This window comes from Lentzea albidocapillata subsp. violacea (assembly GCF_900100275.1).
Taxonomy (GTDB): Bacteria; Actinomycetota; Actinomycetes; order Mycobacteriales; family Pseudonocardiaceae; genus Lentzea; species Lentzea violacea.
In genome coordinates this window covers 362,064-383,795 of sequence record NZ_FNET01000001.1, presented here as the reverse complement: position 1 = coordinate 383,795, position 21,732 = coordinate 362,064, and the positions used below count along the sequence as shown (strand labels likewise).

At 68.8% G+C, this 21,732-nt stretch carries 16 protein-coding genes; 10 read left to right on the top strand and 6 right to left on the bottom strand.

Annotation, left to right across the window (positions count from 1 at the left end; genetic code table 11):
- The first annotated feature begins 30 nt into the window (after positions 1–30).
- On the top strand, positions 31–4,206 hold the full coding sequence (locus BLR21_RS01490; RefSeq protein WP_090003807.1) for an nSTAND1 domain-containing NTPase: 4,176 nt from the start codon (positions 31–33) through the stop codon (positions 4,204–4,206).
- Positions 4,207–4,483: 277 nt separating this feature from the next.
- Here BLR21_RS01490 and BLR21_RS01480 read toward each other — a convergent pair whose 3' ends face one another.
- A complete protein-coding gene (locus tag BLR21_RS01480) occupies positions 4,484–5,437 on the bottom strand; it encodes a helix-turn-helix transcriptional regulator (RefSeq protein WP_256334376.1) in 954 nt (317 codons plus the stop codon).
- Between the two features lie 101 nt (positions 5,438–5,538).
- Between BLR21_RS01480 and BLR21_RS01475 the strand changes: the two genes are divergently transcribed.
- Positions 5,539–6,273, top strand: coding sequence for an alpha/beta fold hydrolase (locus tag BLR21_RS01475; protein WP_090003804.1), 735 nt, complete (start codon positions 5,539–5,541; stop codon positions 6,271–6,273).
- 172 nt (positions 6,274–6,445) lie between these two features.
- Here BLR21_RS01475 and BLR21_RS01470 read toward each other — a convergent pair whose 3' ends face one another.
- Together BLR21_RS01470 and BLR21_RS41520 are read right to left on the bottom strand one after the other, a co-directional pair.
- On the bottom strand, positions 6,446–6,952 hold the full coding sequence (locus tag BLR21_RS01470; protein WP_090004436.1) for a DoxX family membrane protein: 507 nt from the start codon (positions 6,950–6,952) through the stop codon (positions 6,446–6,448).
- 286 nt (positions 6,953–7,238) lie between these two features.
- Positions 7,239–7,427, bottom strand: coding sequence for a hypothetical protein (locus BLR21_RS41520; protein ID WP_143027570.1), 189 nt, complete (start codon positions 7,425–7,427; stop codon positions 7,239–7,241).
- A gap of 360 nt (positions 7,428–7,787) precedes the next feature.
- Between BLR21_RS41520 and BLR21_RS01465 the strand changes: the two genes are divergently transcribed.
- Complete coding sequence (locus tag BLR21_RS01465) at positions 7,788–8,828, top strand: TerC/Alx family metal homeostasis membrane protein (protein WP_090003803.1); 1,041 nt, start codon at positions 7,788–7,790, stop codon at positions 8,826–8,828.
- A 67-nt stretch (positions 8,829–8,895) separates the two neighbouring features.
- Positions 8,896–9,774 carry a universal stress protein gene (locus tag BLR21_RS01460; RefSeq protein ID WP_090003802.1) on the top strand — a complete coding sequence of 293 codons (879 nt, stop codon included), beginning with the start codon at positions 8,896–8,898 and terminating at the stop codon, positions 9,772–9,774.
- Here BLR21_RS01460 and BLR21_RS43435 read toward each other — a convergent pair.
- On the bottom strand, positions 9,709–9,939 hold the full coding sequence (locus tag BLR21_RS43435) for a phosphoketolase family protein (protein WP_090003801.1): 231 nt from the start codon (positions 9,937–9,939) through the stop codon (positions 9,709–9,711). The genes BLR21_RS01460 and BLR21_RS43435 overlap by 66 nt on opposite strands.
- A 105-nt stretch (positions 9,940–10,044) precedes the next feature.
- Positions 10,045–11,658 carry a peptide chain release factor 3 gene (locus tag BLR21_RS01450; protein WP_090003800.1) on the bottom strand — a complete coding sequence of 538 codons (1,614 nt, stop codon included), beginning with the start codon at positions 11,656–11,658 and terminating at the stop codon, positions 10,045–10,047.
- A gap of 162 nt (positions 11,659–11,820) precedes the next feature.
- On the opposite strand from BLR21_RS01450, the gene BLR21_RS01445 reads away from it, so the two are divergent.
- The 6 genes from BLR21_RS01445 to BLR21_RS01420 all read left to right on the top strand — a co-directional run bounded on the left by BLR21_RS01445 (position 11,821) and on the right by BLR21_RS01420 (position 20,233).
- Complete coding sequence (locus BLR21_RS01445; RefSeq protein ID WP_090003799.1) at positions 11,821–12,192, top strand: MerR family transcriptional regulator; 372 nt, start codon at positions 11,821–11,823, stop codon at positions 12,190–12,192.
- Between the two features lie 71 nt (positions 12,193–12,263).
- Positions 12,264–13,940, top strand: coding sequence for a ribonuclease J (locus BLR21_RS01440; protein ID WP_090003798.1), 1,677 nt, complete (start codon positions 12,264–12,266; stop codon positions 13,938–13,940).
- 448 nt (positions 13,941–14,388) lie between these two features.
- Entirely contained in the window at positions 14,389–15,873 is a 1,485-nt protein-coding gene (locus BLR21_RS01435) for a SulP family inorganic anion transporter (RefSeq protein WP_256334374.1), read from the top strand.
- A 419-nt stretch (positions 15,874–16,292) separates the two neighbouring features.
- Positions 16,293–17,243, top strand: a complete 951-nt coding sequence (locus BLR21_RS01430; RefSeq protein ID WP_090003796.1) for an arabinan endo-1,5-alpha-L-arabinosidase — start codon at positions 16,293–16,295, stop codon at positions 17,241–17,243.
- A 37-nt stretch (positions 17,244–17,280) separates the two neighbouring features.
- Complete coding sequence (locus BLR21_RS01425) at positions 17,281–18,777, top strand: family 43 glycosylhydrolase (protein ID WP_256334373.1); 1,497 nt, start codon at positions 17,281–17,283, stop codon at positions 18,775–18,777.
- A gap of 73 nt (positions 18,778–18,850) precedes the next feature.
- A complete protein-coding gene (locus BLR21_RS01420) occupies positions 18,851–20,233 on the top strand; it encodes a glycoside hydrolase family 43 protein (RefSeq protein WP_256334372.1) in 1,383 nt (460 codons plus the stop codon).
- Here BLR21_RS01420 and arfA read toward each other — a convergent pair.
- Positions 20,227–21,732 (bottom strand): arabinosylfuranosidase ArfA, encoded by a 1,506-nt coding sequence (arfA, locus tag BLR21_RS01415; RefSeq protein WP_090003794.1) that lies wholly within the window; start codon positions 21,730–21,732, stop codon positions 20,227–20,229. The two genes, BLR21_RS01420 and arfA, sit on opposite strands and share 7 nt — an antisense overlap.

Here is a 21,732-nt window from a genome sequence, read left to right as displayed (position 1 = left end):
ACGGTCCCGGCAGTTCGTGGGGGAGGCACCGTGGAGTTCCGTACGCTCGGTCCGCTCGTTGTGATGAACGGCAACGAGGAGGTGCCACTGCGTTCGGCGAAGCAGCGGATCCTGCTGGCGATGCTGCTGCGGCACGCGAACACGCCGGTGTCGCCGCATCGGCTCATGGAAGCCCTGTGGGAGGTGCCGCCCGCCTCCGCCGCCGAGAACCTGAGGTTGTACGTCTACCAACTCAAGCGCGCTCTCGACCTGGGCGACCGGATCACCCGCAAGCCGACCGGATACGAGCTGAGGGTCGAGGACGGCGAGCTGGACGCCGACCGGTTCGACGCGCTCACCGCCGACGGTGAACAGGCTCTCGCGGACGGCAACCCCGCCAAGGCCGCCGACCTGCTCACCGAGGCGCTCGCGAAGTGGCGTGGCCCGGCCTACGCGGACCTGGTGGACGTGCCCGCGATCCGGCAGTTCGCCGTCCGCCACGACGAGGCACGGATCAGGGCGGTCGAGGCGCGGGTCACCGCCGACCTGGCGCTGGGCCGGCACGCCGAGGTGATCGGTGAGCTGGTCGAGCTGGTGGACGCCCACCCGTACCGGGAGCCGCTGCGCGCCAAGCTGATGGCCGCCCTCTACGGCGCGCACCGGCAGGCCGAGGCGCTGGAGGTGTTCCGGCTGACGCGGGAACGGCTGATCGGCGACCTGGGCATCGAACCCGGCCCGGAGCTGCGCAGACTGCACGAGACGATGCTGCGCGGCGAGGCGCTGGACGAACCCGCGGCACCGAAGGTCCCCCGCACCGACTGCCCGTACCGGGGCCTGATGGCCTACCAGCCGGAGCACCACCCGTGGTTCTTCGGCCGCGACCACCTGATCGAACTGGTCACCCGCCGGATCGACCGCTATCCGCTCGTCGGCGTCTTCGGCGCGTCCGGCAGCGGCAAGTCCTCCCTGCTGCGCGCCGGTGTGATCGGCGGTCTGGGCGAGACCTGGCGGCCGATCCTCATCACGCCCACGGCCCACCCGCTCGCCGCCCTGGCGCACGCGCTCGCCTCGCTCACCGGCAGGCGGCTCGACCTGCGCGCGGATCCGGAGGCGTTCGACCTCGAGGTGCGCACCATGCTCGCGGGCGGCCCGGACGACGTGCGCGTGGTGCTCGTGGTGGACCAGTTCGAGGAGCTGTTCACCCTCTGCGAGGACGAGGACGAACGCGCCCGCTTCATCGCCGTGCTGCTGGACGCGGCGTGCGGACCGCATCGGCGCACGCGGGTCGTGCTCGGCATCAGGGCGGACTTCCTGGCGCACGTCACGCAACACCCCAGTCTGGTCGCGGTGCTCGCCGACGAGGCGACCGTGCTGGTCGGGCCGCCGTCGGCACCGGACCTGCGCGACATCGTGCTGCGCCCGGCCGCGATGTCCGGGCTGAGCGTGGCCGCCGACCTGCTCGCCACCGTGCTGGCCGACGTGGCCGCCGAACCCGGCGCGCTCCCGCTGCTCTCGCACGCGCTCGTCGAGACCTGGCAACGTTCCGGCGCCGAGCTGACCCTGGCCGCCTACCGGGCCGGCGGCGGAGTCCGTGGCGCGATCGCCCAGACCGCCGAACGCGCCCACGACGAGCTGGACCCGGCCGAGCAGCAGGCGATGCGCCGGATCCTGGTGCGGCTCACCGCGTTCGGTGACGGCACCGACGACACCCGAAGACCGATCCGCCGCGCGGAACTCGACGGCGTCGCCGCGCCGGAGGTGATCGACGGTGTGTTCGCCCGCCTCGTGGCCGACCGGCTGGTCGTGCTCGACGAGGACACCGTCGAGATCGCGCACGAGGCCCTGATCCGGGCGTGGCCGCGCCTGCAGCGGTGGCTTTCCGACGACCGCTCGACGTTGCTGGTGCATCGCAGGCTTACCGCCGCCGCGCACATGTGGACCGAGCTTGACCGCGACGACGGCACGCTCTACCGGGGCGCCCAGCTCGTCACCGCGGCCGCGTGGGCGGCCGAGCACCCCGGCGAGCTCAATGCGACCGAGGAGTCGTTCCTGTGCGCGAGCAGGGAGCGTGACACGGCCGAACAGGTGAGCGTGCGGCGCCGCAACCGGCTGCTCACCCGGCTGGTCGCGTTGCTGGGGGTGCTGTTCCTGCTGGCGGCGGCCGGTGGCGGGGTGGCGTGGTGGCAGTCGCGGGAAGCCCAGTTGCGGCAACGGGTCGACCAGGCGCACCAGCTCGCGCTGTCCGCCCGCGGCCTCGTCGACACCGCGCCGGATCTCGCCGGGTTGCTGGCGGTCGCGGCGTTCCGGCTGCACTCCGACGACGAGACCAGAGGTGCGCTGCTCAGCACCGCTTCGGCACCCCGCAGGCGGATCGAGCTGAACAACGACGGCCCGTCGGTGATGGACGTGACCGTCTCGCACCAGGACGACGTGATCGCCACCGCCGACCGGGACGGGATCGTCACGCTGTGGGATCTCCGCACGCGGTCGAAGAAGCTCGTGCTGTCCGACCACAACATGCTCACCGAGGGCGGTTACGCGCGGCAGGTCGAGTTCAGCGCCGACGACCGCTTCCTCGCCTCCAGCGCCACCATGCCGGCGCTGGCCGGCAGTCCCGGTGACGTGGTGGTCTGGGACCGCTCGACCGGCAAAGCCGTGTTCTCACAACGGTTCGACGTGCTCACCACCGGCCTCGCCCTCCACTCGGCCGGGACGTCGTTCGCGGTGGGTGTCGCGGGCGGCGACGTCGAGGTCTGGGACGTCGCGACCCGCACCCGGCGGGTGTTCGCAGGCCACGCGCACGAGGTGAACGCGCTCGCGTTCAGCCCGGACGGCGCGCTGCTCGTCACGGCCAACGGGAAGGACCACCCGCTGGTCTGGGACGTCGCGTCCGGTGCGAGGGTCGGCGAGATCCCGTCGCTGGAGGTCAACAACGTCGGCTTCGACGGGCCGGAAACGATCGCCACGGCGACCCTGCGCAACGGTGTGAACTTCTGGACCACCACCGGCAAGCTGCGGTCTGAGCTCGCCAAACAGGGACCGTACGCGTGGGAGGCGTCCGCGCCCGTCGGCGGCCGCATGGCGGTGTCGGACGAGGACGGCCTCATCACGATCTGGGACATCCGCACCGGCCGCCCCGTCACCACCTATCGCGACCGCGGCCGCACCGAGTCCAGGGCGCTCGCGCTGGGCCGCGACGGCACTCTGCTCGTGTCCGGCGGCCTCGGCCGGACGGTGGCGGTGCGCTCGGACGCCGTGCCCCCGTTCACCGGGCACGCCAGCGGTGTCAACGACATCGACACGCACTCGGGCGTGGTCGCGTCCGCGGGCGACGACGGAACCGTGCGGCTGTGGCGGACCGACGGCACCGCACTGGCCACTTTGGACGGTCATCCGGACAGGGTGGAGTCGGTCGCGTTCAGCCCGGACGGCACCAGGCTCGCCACCGTGACCCGCAACCACACCGTCACGATCTGGGACGTGGCCTCCCGGGCCCGCGTGTCGTCGTTCTCCTACAGCGGTCTTGGCGCCTCGACCGACATCGCCTACCAGCCCGACGGACGCGGCATCGTCACCGCCTCGCTCGGCCGGTTCCGCTGGAGCCTGCCCGATCTGGTGCAGGGCAGGTTCTCCGGCGGTCCGTGGATCGCGAGCGCCGCCGAGTTCACCCCCGACGGTCGCCTGCTGATCTCCACCGACCCGGCGGGCGGCGCGTTGTTGTGGGACGTCGCGGCGGACAAGGAGGCGCTGCGGGTCAGGACGGGGCAGGGCGACGTCCGTGACGTGGCGATCAGCCCGGACGGCACCCGGTTCGCCACGGCCGGTGCGAACCGGACCGTCAAGGTGTGGGACGTGGCAACGGGTGCGGAGCTCATGACGCTGACGGGGCACAGCGCGCCGGTGGTGGCGCTGGCCTTCAGCCCGTTCGGTGAGTCGCTGGTGTCCGGAGGAGAAGACCACTCCGTCGTGGTGTGGAACCTCGCGGCCCGCACCGGCACGACCTTGACCGGGCACACCGGGCCGGTGCAGGCGCTCGTTTTCGTGAGCGAGCACGAGCTGGTCTCCGGCGCCGACGATGCGCGGATCATCCGCTGGTCACTGTCCACTTCGGACGCCGAGGCGCGGATCTGCGCCGAGACCGGCCGCGCGCTCACTCTCGCGGAACGGGCCGCCTACCTGCGCGGCTCCGACCCGGAGATGTGCGGGACGACCAGGCCGGGCTCGTAGGCGATCGCGCCGGGCAACTGGACTTGCCCCGTTTGGATGGACAGGGTCGACAAACAGAAGGTCCGAGGCCAAGCCTCCGACGCCTTCGCCGACGCTCTCGCCGCGACAATCGACGTGTCCTGTCCGGCCGAGGGTTGGCGGGCCTGGGTGTCGCTGACCTGCGGTCCGCCAACCAGGTCCGGACGGCCGCAGTGCCAGTCCGTGCGGACCAAGCCGGCGGATTCTGCGATCGCACCGCTCGACGCGGCGCTAGGGATGTTGGGCATGAGGTTCGGCGTTACGACCGTCGTTCTCCCGGATCTCGCTCTGCGGCTTCGGCGAGCTCGCTGGCCAGTGTCTTGAGGGCTTGGCGTAGTTCGTCGGGGCGGTGGATGGTGAACGGCCATTCCAGGGAGGCGAGCAGGTGAGCCATGCCGTCGAGGCGTTCTGCGCGGGCGTGCATAAGGACACCGGTGGTGGCGGTGGTGAGAGTTGCCACCGAGCGGGGCAGTCGGCGGGCGATCGCGTCGATGGGTCCATGGATGGTCACCTCGACTTGCCAGCGGTAGGGAACCTGCGCCAGAGCCGAAGTCAGGTGGGCGACGGGGTCGAAGCCGTTGGGGGCGGTGAAGTCGCGGGCCTGGGAGGTAACGGACTCGATGCGGTCGACGCGGAAGGTTCGCAGGGTGTCTCGGAGGTGGTCGTAACCGACGAGGTACCAGCGCCCGTGGTGGAAGACCACGCCGTAGGGATCGACATCGCGTTCGGTGCGCTGCCGGCGCCACGACTGGTAGCTGATGGCGACCGTCGTGCAGATGCGGGCGGCTTGGGCCAGAGCGAGCAGAATGCCGGCCCCCGGGGCTTGCCCGATGACGGCGTTGCCGGTGAATGCGAGGGATTCGCGGATGGCGGCGAGCGGTTCGCGCAGCGCCTGCGGCAGCACCCGCTCGATCTTCGCAAGGGCGCCTGCACTGGCCAGCACCGTGGTGCCCATGCCGAGGCGTTCCGCGGCGACCAGGCCCAGGACAACAGCAAGTGCCTCGTCGTTGGTGAGGACCAACGGGGGCATTCGGTATCCGCGGGCCAGTCGGTAGCCGCCGTAGCGGCCGCGTTCTGCCTCCACAGGGATACCGAGGTCCCGCAGCTGCGCGGTGTATCGGCGCACAGTGCGGACGTCGGTGCCGAGGCGCTCGGCCAGTTCGGCTCCAGTGAGTCGAGCGTGGGACTGGAGGAGTTCCAGCAGCGTCAGCACACGAGTGAGGGGATGCGACATGAATCACCCAATATTTGAGGGCGGATTGTGTCCTGTATTGAGCTTACGCTCCCGCGGACACCGCACTTCAGGGAGATCACATGGCTACCTTCGTACTGGTTCCCGGCGCCTGGCTCGGGGCATGGGCTTGGGAAGAGACTGCTCGCGCTCTGCGGGAGCGCGGCCACACCGCGGTAGCGGTGACGCTGACGGGCCTGGCCGAGCGCGCCGACCTGGGCGGTCCTCAGACGAACCTGAGCACCCACATCAGCGACATCACCGATCTGGTCGAGCGGCAGGACCTGCGTGACATCACCTTGGTCGCCCACAGCTACGCCGCCGCTCCGGTCACCGGGGCCGCAGGACGCCTCGGCCACCGGCTGGAGCGCGTGGTCTACGTGGACAGCGCCCCGTTCGGCCCAGGCATGTGCATGCTCGACCTCATGCCACCGCAGGTAGCCGACCAGCTGCGTCAGCAGGTCAACGCCCTTGGGGACGGGTGGCAGCTGGCAATGCCGCCGATCGACATTCTCGGCTCGTCCAGCAGCCTCGACGGACTCGACGAGCCCGAGCTGGAGCGTCTGCTTGCGCGTGCCACTCCGCATCCGTTCGGCACCTACACCCAGCGCCTCGCCGACCCTGCCGACCCTGGTCCCGGCGTGGACCGCGTCCTGGTCGCCTGCCACGACTTCAAGGCCCTGCTCGATGCCGGGATTCCGATGCTCGCCTACCTGAACCAGCCGCCATGGCGGCGTTTCGACCTGCCCACGGGGCACTGGCCGATGCTCTCGGCGCCCGCCGAACTGGCCGACCTGCTCGACGCGGCCGTCTCCTGACCTCGCCAGATCGGCGCAGCCGCATGCCTGACCACACGCGTGTACGACTGTTGCGGGCCGGTGCCCCAGCGCCGGCAGGCGAAGTACGGGAGGCTACGGCGGAAGCAGTCGTCCGGCGGGTCTTCGCCGTCCAGGCGCAAGCACGAGTTGCGCCGTGAGGTCGCGTTGACTGCTACTTCAGTCGACCCACGGCTGGGATCGCGCCTGCTGCGTCGTGCGCCCGCTTGCCGGCGTCTCGGGCCGTCCGTTTGCCGCGCCAGGCCAGTGACGGCTTGCCGTGCGTGTCCGCCGCGGCGATCAGCAGGCCGCCGAGCAGGCCGAGGTTCTTCAGGAAGTGGATCTGTTGTTCGGTCCGTTCCCCCGGATCCTCCAAGTCCCAGAACCGGTGCACAGCCGTCGTCGGCACCAGGCTGCCCGCCAGCAGCAGCGCGGCCAGGCGGGGGAACCTGCCGAAGCCCAGTGCGAGGCCGGCGCCGATCTTGACCGCGGCGTCCAGCTTGACCAGCGTCTCCGGATTGGTCGGTACCTGCTGGGGCAACGAGTCCCGCACCCGTCCGACCGTGTTGTCCAGCACGGGCTCCGCGGCCTTGGTCGGTGGTGTGGGGTTGCGCAGCGTCGTGATACCACCGGACACGAACACGGCCGCCAGCAGCGGCCGGGCAACTCGGCGCAGAATCATGATGTCGACCTCCTTCCCAGCACGTGTACCCGGTTCGGGAGGGTGGAACCACCGATCAGCTTCGCGTGCTCGGTTGACCAGCCGCCGCACGAGGCGCTCAGTCTTGGGAGTTGACCAACTCGGCCAGTAGCTGACGCCGGCGATAGAGATCCGCGAGCATCTCGTCGACCATGCTGAGAGCCTCGTCCGGTTCCGGCCAGCAGCACGCCCAGCGGCCACCGAGCCATCCATCCTCGCCGGTGTGCCCGTGGCGGCACGGGCACAAACCTGACCACTGGCGGCACTGCTACTCGTGCGGCGGTGTGGGTCCGGGAAGCGGGTTGGGCGGCACCGGATCAGGATCTGGCGGCACCGGCCGGCCGGGAGCCGGATCCGGGATCGCGGGATCAGGCGGTGCGGGAGTCACCGCCGCGGGCATGAACGACGGACCGGCACGACGACCCGTACGCCCAGGCCGGTGGTTGATCGTCTTCACGAGAAAATGCCTCCTCAGTGTCGAGGTCCTTCGGGCTTACCCGGTGGGCGAGCCAACTCACGTATCGGTTCCATCGAATCGGGAGCCTGGGAATGTGCTTCGTGACGACATCCGTCCCGTGACCGAGCAGGTGCCCCAGGGTCGTCGCCGGGCGGTGGAGGGATTTCGACGCGGCTGGCACGTTCCTCGGCGGGAAGCTCGGCATCGACGTGCCGGCCGCCTGCAAATCGACGATGGACGCCTTGACCTACGACATCGGCCACACAGGACGCGCCCCGCCTTCTCGTGTGTGGTCAACACCGTGTGACTGGGTACCCGTGAGCCGCCGGAGCGCATGCTCCGGCGGCTCACGGAGGTGACATGAGCGCTCAGCTCGACATCAGCCTGCTGACCTGGTTGCTGACGATCGGTCTTGTCATGGCGCTGCTCACGGTGGATCTGATCGTGGCGGCGAAGCGCCCCCACCATGTCGGGATCGGTGAGGCGACCGCATGGTCGGTGGGTTACGTGGCGATCGCCGTCGGGTTCGGCGTCTGGTTCACGTTGCACTACGGCGGTGGGCCGGGCACCGAGTACTTCGTGGGTTATCTGGTCGAGAAGAGCCTCTCGGTGGACAACCTGTTCGTGTTCGTGATCATCATGACGACCTTCGCGGTGCCCGACGAGCACCGGCACAAGGTGCTGACGTTCGGCATCGTGCTGGCACTGCTGATGCGAGCGGTCTTCATCGCGCTCGGTGCCACGCTGCTGTCGCTGTTCTCCTTCGTGTTCCTGCTGTTCGGCCTGCTGCTGATCTTCACGGCGGTGCAGTTGTTCCGGCACCGGGACGAGGACCCCGACATCGAGGACAACGTGGTGGTCAAGACCTCGCGCCGGGTGCTGCCCGTGACAGACGACTACGCGGGTGGTGACCTGTTTACCCGTGAGGGTGGCAGGCGGATGGTGACGCCGCTGTTCCTGGTGCTGGTGGCGATCGGGACGATCGACCTGCTCTTCGCGCTCGACTCCATCCCCGCGGTCTTCGGCATCACCGCTCAGCCCTATGTCGTCTTCGCCGCCAACGCCTTCGCGTTGCTGGGCCTGCGCGCGTTGTTCTTCCTCGTCCAGGGCCTGCTGGACCGCTTGGTGTACCTGTCCGTCGGGCTGTCGCTGATCCTTGCGTTCATCGGGGTGAAGTTGATCCTGCAGTGGGCGCACGAGGACGTCGACGAGAGCGTGCCCGAGATCCCCACGCTGCTCAGTCTCGCGGTGATCGTCGTGGTGCTCGCGATCGTGACGGTGGCCAGCCTGGTCAAGACGAAGCGAGACCCGTCCGCCAAGGCTCACTCCGGCTCACTGCGAGCACGGCGTACCGCCGAGGGGAATCGGGAGCAACGCCGCACAGCGGACCGCGGGAAGTGACCACAGCCGCGGGTCTTCCGGAAACGTGATCCGGGTAGCCGCGGCGACACTCTGGAGGTGACACGAGATGACCGAGATCGTGGTGGGTTTCGACGGATCCGCAGCCGCACGCACGGCCGCGCTGTGGGCCGCGAAGGAAGCAGCGAGCCGCCACTGCGAACTGCTGCTCGTGCACGTGATCCGCGGTCCGGTGCCGGAACTCGTCTACACGCCCCTGTCCACACCGTTGCCCATGGCGGTGACCGAGGAGTCCGTACGCGCGCACGCCGAGAACGAACTGACCAACCTCGCCGCCGAGTGCGTTCGCCTGTCGCCGGGCCTCGGCACCACGACCCGCGTCGAGTACGGCCACCCCGCCGACGTGCTGGACGACCTCGCCCGCGACGCGGAAATGCTGGTCGTCGGCTCGTCAGGCAGGTCCGGGGTGAACCGCGCCCTGCTCGGATCCACTGCCGCCGACCTCGCCGGCCACCACAAACGTCCGATTGTGGTCGTGCGCGAAGCGAAGGCGAGCGAAGGCCCCGTCGTGGTCGGGGTCGACGGGTCCGACACCAGCGCGGCAGCCATCGACTTCGCCTTCGGCTTCGCAGAGCGCCACGATCGCGACCTGATCGCCGTCCACGCTTGGTCGGACATGCCGGTCGAAGCACTCGCACCGCTGGAGGACTGGGGCTACAACTGGGATCAGGTTCGCACCGAGTCCGAAGCGGTGATCGCGCGCTGCGTGGCCGGACACCAGGAGACCTATCCAGACGTCCGCGTAAAGCACCACGTGTCGTTCCACGGACCCGCGCAGGCACTGCTCGAGGTCGCCGACGACGCGGGGCTTCTCGTAGTCGGCAGCCACGGCCGCGGAGTCGTCAGGCGAGCACTGCTCGGTTCAGTCAGCCACGCCGTGCTGTACCACGCCCCGTGCCCGGTGGCCGTCGTCCGCCGGAAAAGCTAGCCCCAGGTCGGCGGTGGCGGGCGTCGTTCGGTGAGGGCACCGCTGCCTACTCAGCTCGCGCAGCAGCACGTTGTCCTTCAGGTAGATCATCGCCGCGGCCGCGTAGTCGCAGGCGCGGCGGTAGCGGTCGACGGCCTCGGTGTCGCGGATCTGCGTGGTCGTCATGCGCCTGGACTACCCACCTGGCACCGCCTGCCTACCACGCTCACGTCCGACCAGCCGGTCGTCGGAGCGGAATGAGAACAGGACTTCTCCCCCAGCGAGGACCGGTCAGTCGTCGGTTCCCGCGACGAGAGGCTCCAGCCGTACCTCGGGGTGCAGGCGCCGCATGACGCCCAGCGCGGTGGAGTCGACGAACAGGGCGAGGTCCATGCCGTCGGTGCGGGTGAGCACCTCGGTGCGGTTGCCGTCCACGAGGGACCGCTGCTTGGGGTCGGCCAGGCGGCGCACGACGGTGTAGGGCAACGGTTCGAGCCGCACGGGCGACTTGAACTCCGCGTCCAGGCGATGTGCGGCGACCTCGAACTGCATGGGGCCGACCGCGGCGAACACCGGCGCGCCGTCGCCGCGACGCAACGAGCGCAGCACCTGCACGACGCCCTCGGACTCCAGTTGCTCGATTCCCTTGCGGAACTGCTTGGTGCGACTGAGGTCCGCCGGTCGCGCGACGGCGAAGTGCGCCGGGGCGAAGCTGGGCAGACCGGGGAACCGCACCGCGGGTTTTCCCGAATGCAGGGTGTCGCCCACGCCCAGCGCGGTGGCGTTGACCAACCCGATCACATCGCCGGGAAAGGCGGTGTCCAATGTGGAGCGTTGCTGGCCGAAGACCTGTTGTACGTACTTGGTGGCGAACGGCTTGCCCGTGGCGGCGTTGGTCACGACCATGCCTCGCTCGAACACGCCGGAGCACACGCGCGCGAACGCGACCTGGTCCCTGTGCGCGCGATCCATGCCGGTCTGCACCTTGAACACGAACGCCGAGAACGGTGCGTCCAGCTCACGCGGACTACCGGCGGCGTCCGGCCGCGCGGTAGGGCGTGGTGCGATCTCGACGAGCAGGTCGAGCAGTTGCCGCACACCGAAGTTGAGCACCGCCGACCCGAACAGCACCGGTGTCGCCGTGGCTTCGAGGAACCGCTCGAGCTCGAACTCGCCGCCGGACGCGCCGAGCAGCTCCGCTTCCTCGCGGGCCCGTGTCCACTCCACGCCTTCTTCAGCCTCCGCCTGCCCAGCCGGCAGGTGCTCTTCACCGGCGACCGTGGCACCACCCGCGGTGCGCTGATAGCGCACGAAGTGCCCGCTGCGGCGGTCGAGCACGCCGCGGAAGTGGCCGGCGTCGCCGACCGGCCAGGTCAGCGGCATCGGCTGCAACCCGATCCGCTCCACGAGTTCGTCGCACAGGTCCAGCGCGGCCCGGCCGGGGCGGTCCCACTTGTTGATGAAGGTGATCACGGGGATGCCGCGGAACCGGCAGACGTCGAACAACTTGAGCGTCTGCGGCTCCAGGCCTTTGGCCGCGTCGAGCAGCATGACCGCGCAGTCCACCGCCGACAGCACCCGGTAGGTGTCCTCGGAGAAGTCGGCGTGGCCGGGGGTGTCCAGCAGGTTGATCACGCAGTCGCGGTAGGAGAACTGCAACGCGGCGGACGTGATGGAGATCCCGCGCGCCTTCTCCATCTCCATCCAGTCCGACACCACACCACGCCGACCGGCCTTGCCGTGCACCGCGCCCGCCTCGGTGATCACCTTCGCGTGCAGTGCCAGCGCCTCGGTCATGGTCGACTTGCCCGCGTCCGGATGGCTGATCACCGCGAAGGTGCGCCTGCGTTCCGCCTCCGCGAGCACGGTTACGGACAAGGCGGTCGCCGGGGTGGCGGTGGTCATTCGTGATCCTTCAGGTAGGCAACATCCAGCCAGAACTCTACCCTCACGTCACGGTAAACTGATTCCTGCCCGGCGGCGCGAGTGGGGTATGAGCACGGGGCGTGATGCCAGAATGGCTGGTGATCGTGGTGCAGTTCGGGAAGGGATGTTGTGGGCGAGCATATGCAGATCGGTGAGGTGGCCGAGCGGACCGGTCTGTCGTTGCGCACGATCCGGTACTACGAGGAGGTCGACCTGGTGGTGCCGAGCGCGCGCAGCCAGGGCGGGTTCCGCCTCTACACCGAGCCTGACGTGCAACGCCTCGACGTGATCAAGCGGATGAAGCCGCTCGGCTTCCAGCTCGAGGAGATGCGCGAACTGCTCGGCATCCTCGACGCGCTGTCCGCCGGCGACGATCCCGATCGCGACAAGCACCTCGACCGCCTGTCCGGGTTCTGGACCGCCGCCGACGAACGCTGCCAGCAGCTGCGCGCGCAGCTGCGCATCGCCGAGGACTTCGCCACGACACTGCGGTCCCACCTGCCCTCGGACTGACGAACATCACGCCTGGCACGCGCCGCCGATTTCCTTCACCGGCAACTCTCACTTAACGTGAGGGTGTGACCATGGCTCGAACGTCCACCCCTCCGCCCGCACTCGCCCCGGATGCCCTGCGGGTCATCGCCCTCGGCGGTCTCGGTGAGATCGGCCGGAACATGACCGTGTTCGAGCACGAGGGCAAGCTGCTCATCGTCGACTGCGGGGTCCTGTTCCCCGAGGAGCACCAGCCCGGTGTCGACGTGATCCTCCCGGACTGGAGCTGCATCCGGGACCGGTTGGCCGATGTTGTCGCCATCGTGTTGACCCACGGCCACGAGGACCACATCGGGGGTGTGCCGTACCTGCTGCGGGAACGACGTGACATCCCGGTCGTCGGCTCCCGGCTCACGCTGAAGTTCCTGGCCGCCAAGCTGGCCGAGCACCGGATCAAGCCCGTCCTGGTCGAGGTCAAGGAAGGCGAACAGCTCACCCGAGGGCCGTTCGACCTGGAGTTCCTCGCCGTCAACCACTCCATCCCCGACGGCCTGGCCATCGCCATCCGCACCAACGCCGGTCTCGTGCTGCACACCGGCGACTTCAAGATGGACCAGTTCCCGCTCGACAAGCGGATCACCGACCTCCGGGGTTTCGCCCGCCTCGGCGAGGAGGGTGTCGACCTGTTCCTCGTCGACTCCACCAACGCCGACGTGCCCGGCTTCACCACCTCCGAACGCGACCTCGCCCCCGCGATCGACGAGGTCTTCCGCACCACCCCGCGCCGGGTGATCGTCTCCAGCTTCGCCAGCCACGTGCACCGCATCCAGCAGGTGCTCGACTCCGCGGCCGCACACGGCCGCAAGGTCGCCTTCGTCGGCCGCTCCATGGTCCGCAACATGGGTCTGGCCTCCGAGCTGGGGTACCTGAAGGTGCCCGACGGGCTCGTCGTGGACGTCAGGGACGCCAACCGGCTTCCCGCCGACAAGGTGACCCTGGTGTGCACCGGGTCGCAGGGTGAGCCGATGGCCGCCCTGTCGCGCATGGCGGCCGGTGAGCACGAGATCGTCATCGTCGAGGGCGACACCGTCCTGCTGGCCAGCTCTCTGATCCCCGGCAACGAGAACGCCATCTACCGGGTGATCAACGGCCTGACCGACCTGGGCGCGAACGTGGTGCACAAGGGCAACGCCAAGGTCCACGTCTCCGGGCACGCCAGCGCCGGTGAACTGGTCTACTGCTACAACATCGTGCAACCCGCCAACGTCCTGCCCGTGCACGGCGAGGCACGCCACCTGCGAGCCAACGCCGAGCTGGCCGTCCGCACCGGGGTCGACCGCGGCCAGGTGCTCGTCGCCGCGAACGGCCACGTGATCGACCTGCACGAGGGCCGGGCCTCGGTCACCGGCCAGTTCGAGGTGCACAACATCTACGTCGACGGCCAGACCGTCGGCGGCGTCACCGAGGACTCCCTGGCGCAGCGCCGCACGCTGGGCGAAGAAGGCATGATCACCGTGGTCGCCATCATCGACACCGACACAGGCCGGCTCGACGACGCACCCGACTTCATCGCCCACGGCTTCGAACACGACGCCTCGACGTTCCAGCCGGTGGTCCCCGCCATCGAGAACGCCCTCGCGGGCGCCGCGCAGAAGAACATCAACGACGTGGCGGAGCTCGAACGCCTCATCGCACAACAAGTGCAGATGTGGGCACAACGCACCTACCGCCGCCGGCCGGTCGTCATCCCGGTCGTCATCGAAGCCTGACCTGCACATGGTCATGACCTGACCGGTGAGCCCGGTTCCCGAGCTCGCGTCCCTGAAGCGAACATCGCGGTCGAGCCGGAGAGCTTGCTCACGATCAAGCCGTTCACAATTGGGTATACAGTGACGTCACGGTAGAGTCCGCTGCGGTTGCGCCGGAGATGCCGCGGCCCGTCATGTGAGCCCCGATCGCTTGTGACACCCCCTGCAGCGCGGGCGCTCCCGGACTTCGAGAGGCACCCGGACGCATGAGTACCGCCAAGGAGGGACGCAGGGCCTAGCTCCACGCTCTGCGAACCCCGAACGTTCGCGGCACCAACCCACACGTCATGCCGGCGACGACGTCGGCACCCTCCGCGTGCACCGGTGCGCGCGGACCCCCGGTCCTGTTCACCACGCGAGCCTCTGCCTGCTCGCGCGCACAACCCTGAGGTGCCGATTGTCCTCACACGTGGCTGCGCCGCGTCCCTCGCTGTTGTCGAGGGTCCGCACGACCTGGTTCTCCAATCCCCGCGCCGACCTGCTGTCCGGCCTGGTGGTCGCGCTCGCGCTGATCCCCGAGGCGCTGTCGTTCTCCATCATCGCCGGCGTCGACCCCAAGGTCGGCCTCTACGCCTCGTTCACCATCGCGATCATCATCGCGTTCGCGGGCGGCCGTCCCGCCATGATCTCCGCCGCGACCGGCGCGATGGCTCTGGTGCTCGTGGGGCTGGTGCGCGACCACGGCGTCGAGTACATGTTCGCCGCCACCGTCCTCACCGGCGTGTTCCAGATCCTCTTCGGCGTGCTCGGCGTGCACAAGCTCATGCGGTTCGTGCCGCGCACCGTGATGGTCGGCTTCGTCAACGCGCTCGCGATCCTGCTGTTCACCGCGCAGATCCCGCACATCACCAAGGGCGGCTGGCCGGTCATCGCCCTCGTACTGCTCGGCCTGGGCATCATCTACCTGCTGCCGAAGCTGACCAAGGCGATCCCCGCGCCGCTGGTCGCCATCGTGGTGGTCACATCACTGACGGTGTTCCTGCACATCGCCGTGCCGACCGTCGGCGGGATGGGTGAGCTGCCCACCGCACTGCCCGGTTTCGGCCTGCCGATGGTGCCGTTCACGCTGGAGACCCTCACGATCGTCGCGCCGTTCGCGCTGACGCTGGCGGTCGTCGGCCTGATCGAGTCGCTGCTCACCGCTCAGCTGCTCGACGACCTCACCGACACCCCGTCGAAGAAGGGCACGGAGGTGCGCGGGCAGGGCATCGCCAACATCGCCACCGGCTTCCTCGGTGGCATGGCGGGCTGCGCGATGATCGGCCAGTCCATCATCAACATCAAGTCCGGCGGCCGCACCCGGCTGTCCACCCTCGCGGCCGGTGTCTTCCTGCTGATCCTGGTTTTCACCCTGGGCCCGGTCGTCTCCCTGATCCCGATGGCGGCACTCGTCGCGGTCATGGTCTTCGTGTCGATCAGCACCTTCGACTGGACCAGCATCAAGCCGGCCGCACTGCGCCGTGCGCCCAAGAGCGAGACCGCCGTGATGGTCGTGACCGTCGGCACCGTCGTCGCCACCCACAACCTCGCACTCGGCGTCATCGCGGGCGCCCTGCTCTCGGCGATCTTCTTCGCCCGCCGCGTGGCGCACCTCGTCGACGTCTCCAGCGTCCTCGACCCGGACGGCACCATCCGCGTCTACGCCGTCACCGGCCAGCTGTTCTTCGCGTCCAGCAACGAGCTGATGCACTCCTTCGACTACACCGACACCGTGACGAAGGTGGTCATCGACCTGTCCGACGCGCACGTGTGGGACAGCTCCGCGGTCGCCACCCTCGACGCCGTGACCGCGAAGTTCACTTCTCGTGGCATCGAAGCCGAGATCATCGGACTCAACCCGCACAGCGAGCGACTGCACACCAAGCTGTCAGGACAGCTCGCCGGATCACACTGAAACACGAAGGGGCGGCCGGGTGAAGCCGGCGGGCAGATGTGATCGCTAACATCTACTCAATCCCCGATTTTGTTTTACCTCAGATCGATCACACGTATTAGCAGATCAAAGCTGATTCGATCCCGTCGTGGTCGAAAAATTCGACTGCACAACCACTGTTAGCGATAACAGGAGGTCTTGTCGAGCGTGCCCGGCATCGTTATCGTGCGGAGAGCGCTTTCGATGATGTAGGCCCGGAACACGACCGGACAGCCGACGTCCTCGCACCGCGCAGATCACCACACCGGCACCGGACGTCCAGTCACTCGCGCTGACCCTGCTCAACACCCCACCGGCCGATGCGTCCACCGCACCGGATCGGCACCGAACCGCGCCGCCGCAACCACTCGCCAGAAATCGAGGACATTGTGGTCTTATCGATGAAACGCGTTCTGATACCGCTGGTGGCTTTGGTCGTCACCGTCGCGGTGGCACCTTCCGCATCGGCGGCCTACCCCGCCCCAGGCCGAGTCACCGGTGACATCGGCGTGCACGACCCGAGCACGGTCAAGCGCTCGGACGGCAGCTACCTGGTCGCGCACACCGGCAACGGAATCGCGCTCAAGACCTCCACCGACCGCACCGCGTTCCGCAACGCCGGCGCCGCCTTCCCCGGCGGCACGCCGTGGGCCAACACCTACACCGCGAACAGCCGCAACCTCTGGGCGCCGGACATCTCCTACCGCAACGGCCAGTACTGGATGTACTACTCGGCCTCGACGTTCGGCTCCAACCGCTCGGCGATCTTCCTGGCCACCAGTTCCAGCGGCAACTCCGGTACGTGGACCAACCGCGGCCTGGTCATCGAGTCACGCACCAGCGACAACTTCAACGCCATCGACCCCGACCTCGTCGTCGACGACCAGGGTCGCTGGTGGCTGAGCTTCGGCTCCTTCTGGTCCGGCATCAAGATGATCGCGCTCAACCCGTCGACCGGTCTGCGCTCCGACTCCACGATCCGCTCCATCGCCGGCCGCAACGGCGGCGCGATCGAGGCGCCGAACATCGTCAAGCGCGGCAACTACTTCTACCTCTTCGTCTCGTTCGACCGCTGCTGCCAGGGCGCCGCCAGCACCTACCGCGTCATGGCCGGCCGCTCCACCAGCGTCACCGGCCCCTACGTCGACCGCAACGGCACAGCGTTGACCTCCGGCGGCGGCACCGAGATCCTCGCCGGACAGGGCAGCATCCACGGCCCCGGGCACCAGGACGTGCTGGCGGACAGCGACGGCGACGTGCTCGTCTACCACTACTACGCGAACAACGGCGCGTCCCTGCTCGGCATCAACCTGCTGGCGATCGACTCCGCAGGCTGGCCCTACGTCCACTGACGCATGTACCCGTGCAGCGCCCCGCAGGGAGACGATCATGATCTCGACAGCCAGCCGCCGCAGACGACGGCGGACCACCCTGGTCCTGGCCACCACCACCGCGTTGCTCGGCGGGATCACCTCCGCCCTGCCACCGGCGGTGTCGGCGGCCACAGTGGACACCAACGCGTCGTACGTACTGGTCAACCGCAACAGCGGCAAGGCCTTGGACGTCTACGACCTCGCCACCCACGATGGCGCCCGGATCTCGCAGTACACCCGCAACGACGGGGCGTGGCAGCAGTGGCAGTTCGTCGACTCCGGCGGCGGCTACTACCGGCTCAAGTCCAAGCACAGCAACAAAGTCCTCCAGGTCTCGGGCGGCTCGACCGCCGACGCCGCCGGCCTGGTGCAGTGGGCCGACAGCAACGCGGCCAGCCAGCAGTTCCGGCTCGCGGACTCGTCCGGCGGACACGTGCGGCTGCTCAACCGCAACAGCGGCAAGGCCGTGGAGACCTACGAGTGGTCCACCGCCGACGGTGCGAGGGTCGTGCAGTGGCCCGACACCGGCGGCGCGAACCAGCAGTGGCAGCTGGTGAAACTGGGCGCGCCCGCGGCGGGAACGTTCACCAACCCGATCAAGCGCAACGGCCCGGATCCCTGGCTGCAGTACCACAACGGGTACTACTACCTGGCGACGACGACGTGGAACTCCACGATCACCATGCGCCGATCGCGCACCCTCGGCGGGCTGTCGAGCGCCACCGACCAGGTGATCTTCAACCTGTCGGGCCGCCCGAACGGGTGCTGCAACATGTGGGCGCCGGAGTTCCACCTCCTCAACGGCCGCTGGTACCTCTACTACGTCGCCGGACAGAACGTGCCGGACTACAACCCCACCCAACGGCTGCACGTGCTGGAGTCCTCCGGCACCGATCCCATGGGGCCCTACAGCTTCAAGGCCGACCTGGGCAACACCTGGGAGCTGGACGCGAGCATCCTCCAGCACGGCGGCAAGCTCTACATGATGGGCAGCGCGATGGACGGCACCCAGTCGTTGACCATCACCCCGATGTCGAACCCCTACACGCTCAGCGGCGCGCGGCGCACGATCAGCCAGCCGACGCTGTCCTGGGAGCGGCAGACCGCGGCGGTCAACGAGGGCGCTGAGCCGTTGTACCGCAACGGGAAGACGATGATCGTGTACTCGGCCAGTGCGTGCTGGGGTCCGGACTACAAGCTGGGACTGCTCACGCTCACCGGGTCCGACCCGCTCAACCGGTCGCACTGGACGAAGTCGCCCAACCCGGTGTTCCAGCGCAACGACGGCAACGGCGTGTTCGCTCCCGGCCACAACGGTTTCTTCAAGTCGCCCGACGGCACCGAAGACTGGATCGTCTACCACGCCAACGACAGCGCGTCGGGAGGCTGCGACATGAACCGCTCCACCCGCGCGCAGAAGTTCACCTGGAACGCCGACGGCACGCCGAACTTCGGCACCCCGGTCCGCCTCGGCACGCAGCTCGCCGCCCCGTCCGGCGAACCCGCGGCCTGACCGATCTCGCCCTTCGATGGCCGGCGGCCCTCGCCGCCGGCCATCCCCCGTCGCTCCGGACAGGAGACGTCCCGTGCCGCAACGTCGCACTTTTCTCGCCGGTGGAGTGGCCGCGGTGGCCCTGGCGGGCGCGAGCCGGCTCACCGCGCTCGCCGCGCCCGGTGACGCCGCCTACGTGATGGGCTACTTCACCGAGTCGCCCGGCAAGGTCGCCGACCGGTACGCCCTGCACCTGGCGGTGAGCACCGACGGCCTGAACTGGATGCCGCTCAACCAGGGCAACCCGGTGGCGACCCCCACCGCGGGCACCAAGGGCCTGCGGGACCCGTTCATCATGCGCAAGCAGAACGGCGGTTTCGTCGTGCTGGCGACCGACCTGACCGGCACCGACTTCACCCGCCAGAACCAGTACATCCACGCCTGGGACTCGGCCGACCTGCGGTCGTTCACCGGGTACCGGCGGCTGAAGATGCACTCCATGCCGACCCACACGTGGGCACCGGAGGCGTTCTGGGACGCCTCGCGCAACCAGTACGGCATCCTCTACTCCGCCAACAGCGGCGGCCGTGACGCCTTCTACGTCAACTACACCACCGACTTCGTCAACGTCGGCGCGCCACAGCTGTTCTTCGACCCCGGCTTCAACGTCCTCGACGCCACCATGCACGTCGGCAACGGCACCAACTACCTGTACTACAAGAGCTTCCGCGACGGCCGCCTCTACGGCGCCCGATCCGCCACCCTCAACCCGCGCAGCTTCGACCGGGGCACCTACACCGCCGGCGTGGTGAGCGGCGGCATCGAGGCCCCGGTCGTGGTCAAGGCCCACGACCGCAACGAGTGGTGGCTGTGGGGGGACTCGTTCTCCCCCGTCAACGGCGAGCTGTACGCCTGGCGCTCGGGCAACATCGCCACCGACTCGTGGTCGCCGCTGACCAAGGCCCAGTACACCCAGCCGCTCAACGCCAAGCACCCCACCATCTGCGGCATCACCACGACCGAGTACAACGACCTGGTCAGCCGCTGGGGCGCGCCCACCTGGAACCGGATCAAGTCCTACAACTTCCCCGACCACCTCATCCGGCACGCAGGCAACGCGGCGCGCATCGACCCCTACCCGTTCGACCCGTACCAGGACGCGATGTGGCAGCTCGTCCCGGGCCTGGCGTCCTCGGCCGGCATCTCGTTCCGCTCGGTCAACTACCCCGGCCGCTACCTGCGCCACATCGACTACACGGTCACCCTCGCCGCGAACGACGGCAGCCCGACCTTCGCCGCCGACGCCACTTTCCACCGTGTCGCGGGGCTCGCCGACTCGACGTGGTCCTCGTTCCGCTCCCACAACTTCCCCGACCGCCACATCCGGCACTCCGGATACGCGCTGCGGATCGACCCGATCTCGACCGGCTCAGCGGCGGCCGACCGCCAGGACGCCACCTTCCGCATCGGCTACTGACCGCTGGTGAGGCGGACGGCGGTCCAGGACCGGGGCGGCAGGATGACCTGCAGTTCGCGATCGATGATGTCGGCCTTCTGCGGTCGCGGGACAACGCGGTCCGGGTCGGTTTCCGTGTTGGTCGCCGCACCGTCCTCGTCGTGCACGGACCACGCCTCGGCCACCGTCACCTCCCCGAACGAGGCCAGGTCTGCCCGGAGCTCCACCAGCTCGGACTGATGCCGGTTGACCACGAACACCACCGTGTCGCCCGTCTCCGGGTCATGGGTCGCGACCGCGTCCACGACGGGGACGTCACCGAAGCGCTTGGTCCAGTACGCCGGCGAGGACGTCTCCACCCGCAGCACCTGTCCACGCGCCAACCGCGAGGTCAGCGCGAACGGGTGGAAGATCGTCTGGCGCCACGCCGGCCCGCCCGGCTCGCTGCGGATCGGCGCGATCACGTTGACCAGCTGCGCCTGGCACGCCACGGCCACCCGGTCACTGTGCCGCAGCAACGACATCAGCAGGTTGCCGACGACGACCGCGTCGTTCACGTCGTACTGGTCCTCGATGACCCGCGGCGCGATCTCCCACTCGGTGCGCGGTGTGTCGTGGAACCGCTTCATGTACCAGACGTTCCACTCGTCGAACGACAACGTGATCCGCTTGTCGCTCTTCAACCGCGCGCCGACCGCGTCCGCCGTGGCGACGACGCTGTCGATGAAGTGGTCCATGTCCACCGCGGAGGCGAGGAAGCTGTCCACGTCACCGTCCAGCACCTCGTAGTAGGCGTGCAGGGAGATGTGGTCCACCTCCTCATACGTCAACTCGAGGACGGTGGACTCCCACTCGCCGAAGGTGCGCATGGCCGAGTTCGAACTGCCGCACGCCACCAGTTCCAGGCCCGGCTCGGCCTGTCGCAACGCGCGGGCCGTTTCGGCGGCCAGCCGTCCGTACTCGTGCGCGGTCTTGTGGCCCAGCTGCCACGGGCCGTCCATCTCGTTGCCAAGACACCACAACTTCACCCCGTGCGGCGCCTTGGTTCCGTTCGCCTTGCGCAGCTCCGACAGGTGTGTGCCGCCTTCGTGGTTCATGTACTCGTGTACGTCGAGCGCTTCGGCGACACCGCGGGTGCCGAGGTTCACCGCGTACATCACCTCGACGTCGGCCTTGCGTGCCCAGGAGATGAACTCGTCGATGCCGACCTCGTTCGTCTCGAGGCTGTGCCACGCGAGTTCTCGGCGCACCGGGCGCTCGGCGACCGGGCCGACACCGTCCTCCCAGCGGTAGCCGGAGACGAAGTTGCCGCCGGGGTACCGGACCAGCTCGACCCCGAGCTCACGGGTCAGTTCCAGCACGTCGCCGCGAAAACCGTCCTCGTCGGCGGCCGGGTGGCCGGGCTCGTAGATTCCGGTGTAGACGCAGCGGCCCATGTGTTCGACGAACGACCCGAAGAGCCGGCGTCGCACCGGCGCGACGACGTAGTGGGGGTTGAGGACCAGGGAAGCGTTGAGCAC

Excerpts from the sequence above, each read along its gene's own strand:
- BLR21_RS01475 (WP_090003804.1), top strand. The coding sequence starts at position 5,539 with ATGGCTACCTTCGTACTGGTTCCCGGCGCCTGGCTCGGGGCATGGGCT.
- BLR21_RS01470 (WP_090004436.1), bottom strand. The coding sequence starts at position 6,952 with ATGATTCTGCGCCGAGTTGCCCGGCCGCTGCTGGCGGCCGTGTTCGTG.
- BLR21_RS01465 (WP_090003803.1), top strand. The coding sequence starts at position 7,788 with ATGAGCGCTCAGCTCGACATCAGCCTGCTGACCTGGTTGCTGACGATC.
- BLR21_RS01460 (WP_090003802.1), top strand. The coding sequence starts at position 8,896 with ATGACCGAGATCGTGGTGGGTTTCGACGGATCCGCAGCCGCACGCACG.
- BLR21_RS43435 (WP_090003801.1), bottom strand. The coding sequence starts at position 9,939 with ATGACGACCACGCAGATCCGCGACACCGAGGCCGTCGACCGCTACCGC.
- BLR21_RS01450 (WP_090003800.1), bottom strand. The coding sequence starts at position 11,658 with ATGACCACCGCCACCCCGGCGACCGCCTTGTCCGTAACCGTGCTCGCG.
- BLR21_RS01445 (WP_090003799.1), top strand. The coding sequence starts at position 11,821 with ATGCAGATCGGTGAGGTGGCCGAGCGGACCGGTCTGTCGTTGCGCACG.
- BLR21_RS01440 (WP_090003798.1), top strand. The coding sequence starts at position 12,264 with ATGGCTCGAACGTCCACCCCTCCGCCCGCACTCGCCCCGGATGCCCTG.
- BLR21_RS01430 (WP_090003796.1), top strand. The coding sequence starts at position 16,293 with ATGAAACGCGTTCTGATACCGCTGGTGGCTTTGGTCGTCACCGTCGCG.
- BLR21_RS01425 (WP_256334373.1), top strand. The coding sequence starts at position 17,281 with ATGATCTCGACAGCCAGCCGCCGCAGACGACGGCGGACCACCCTGGTC.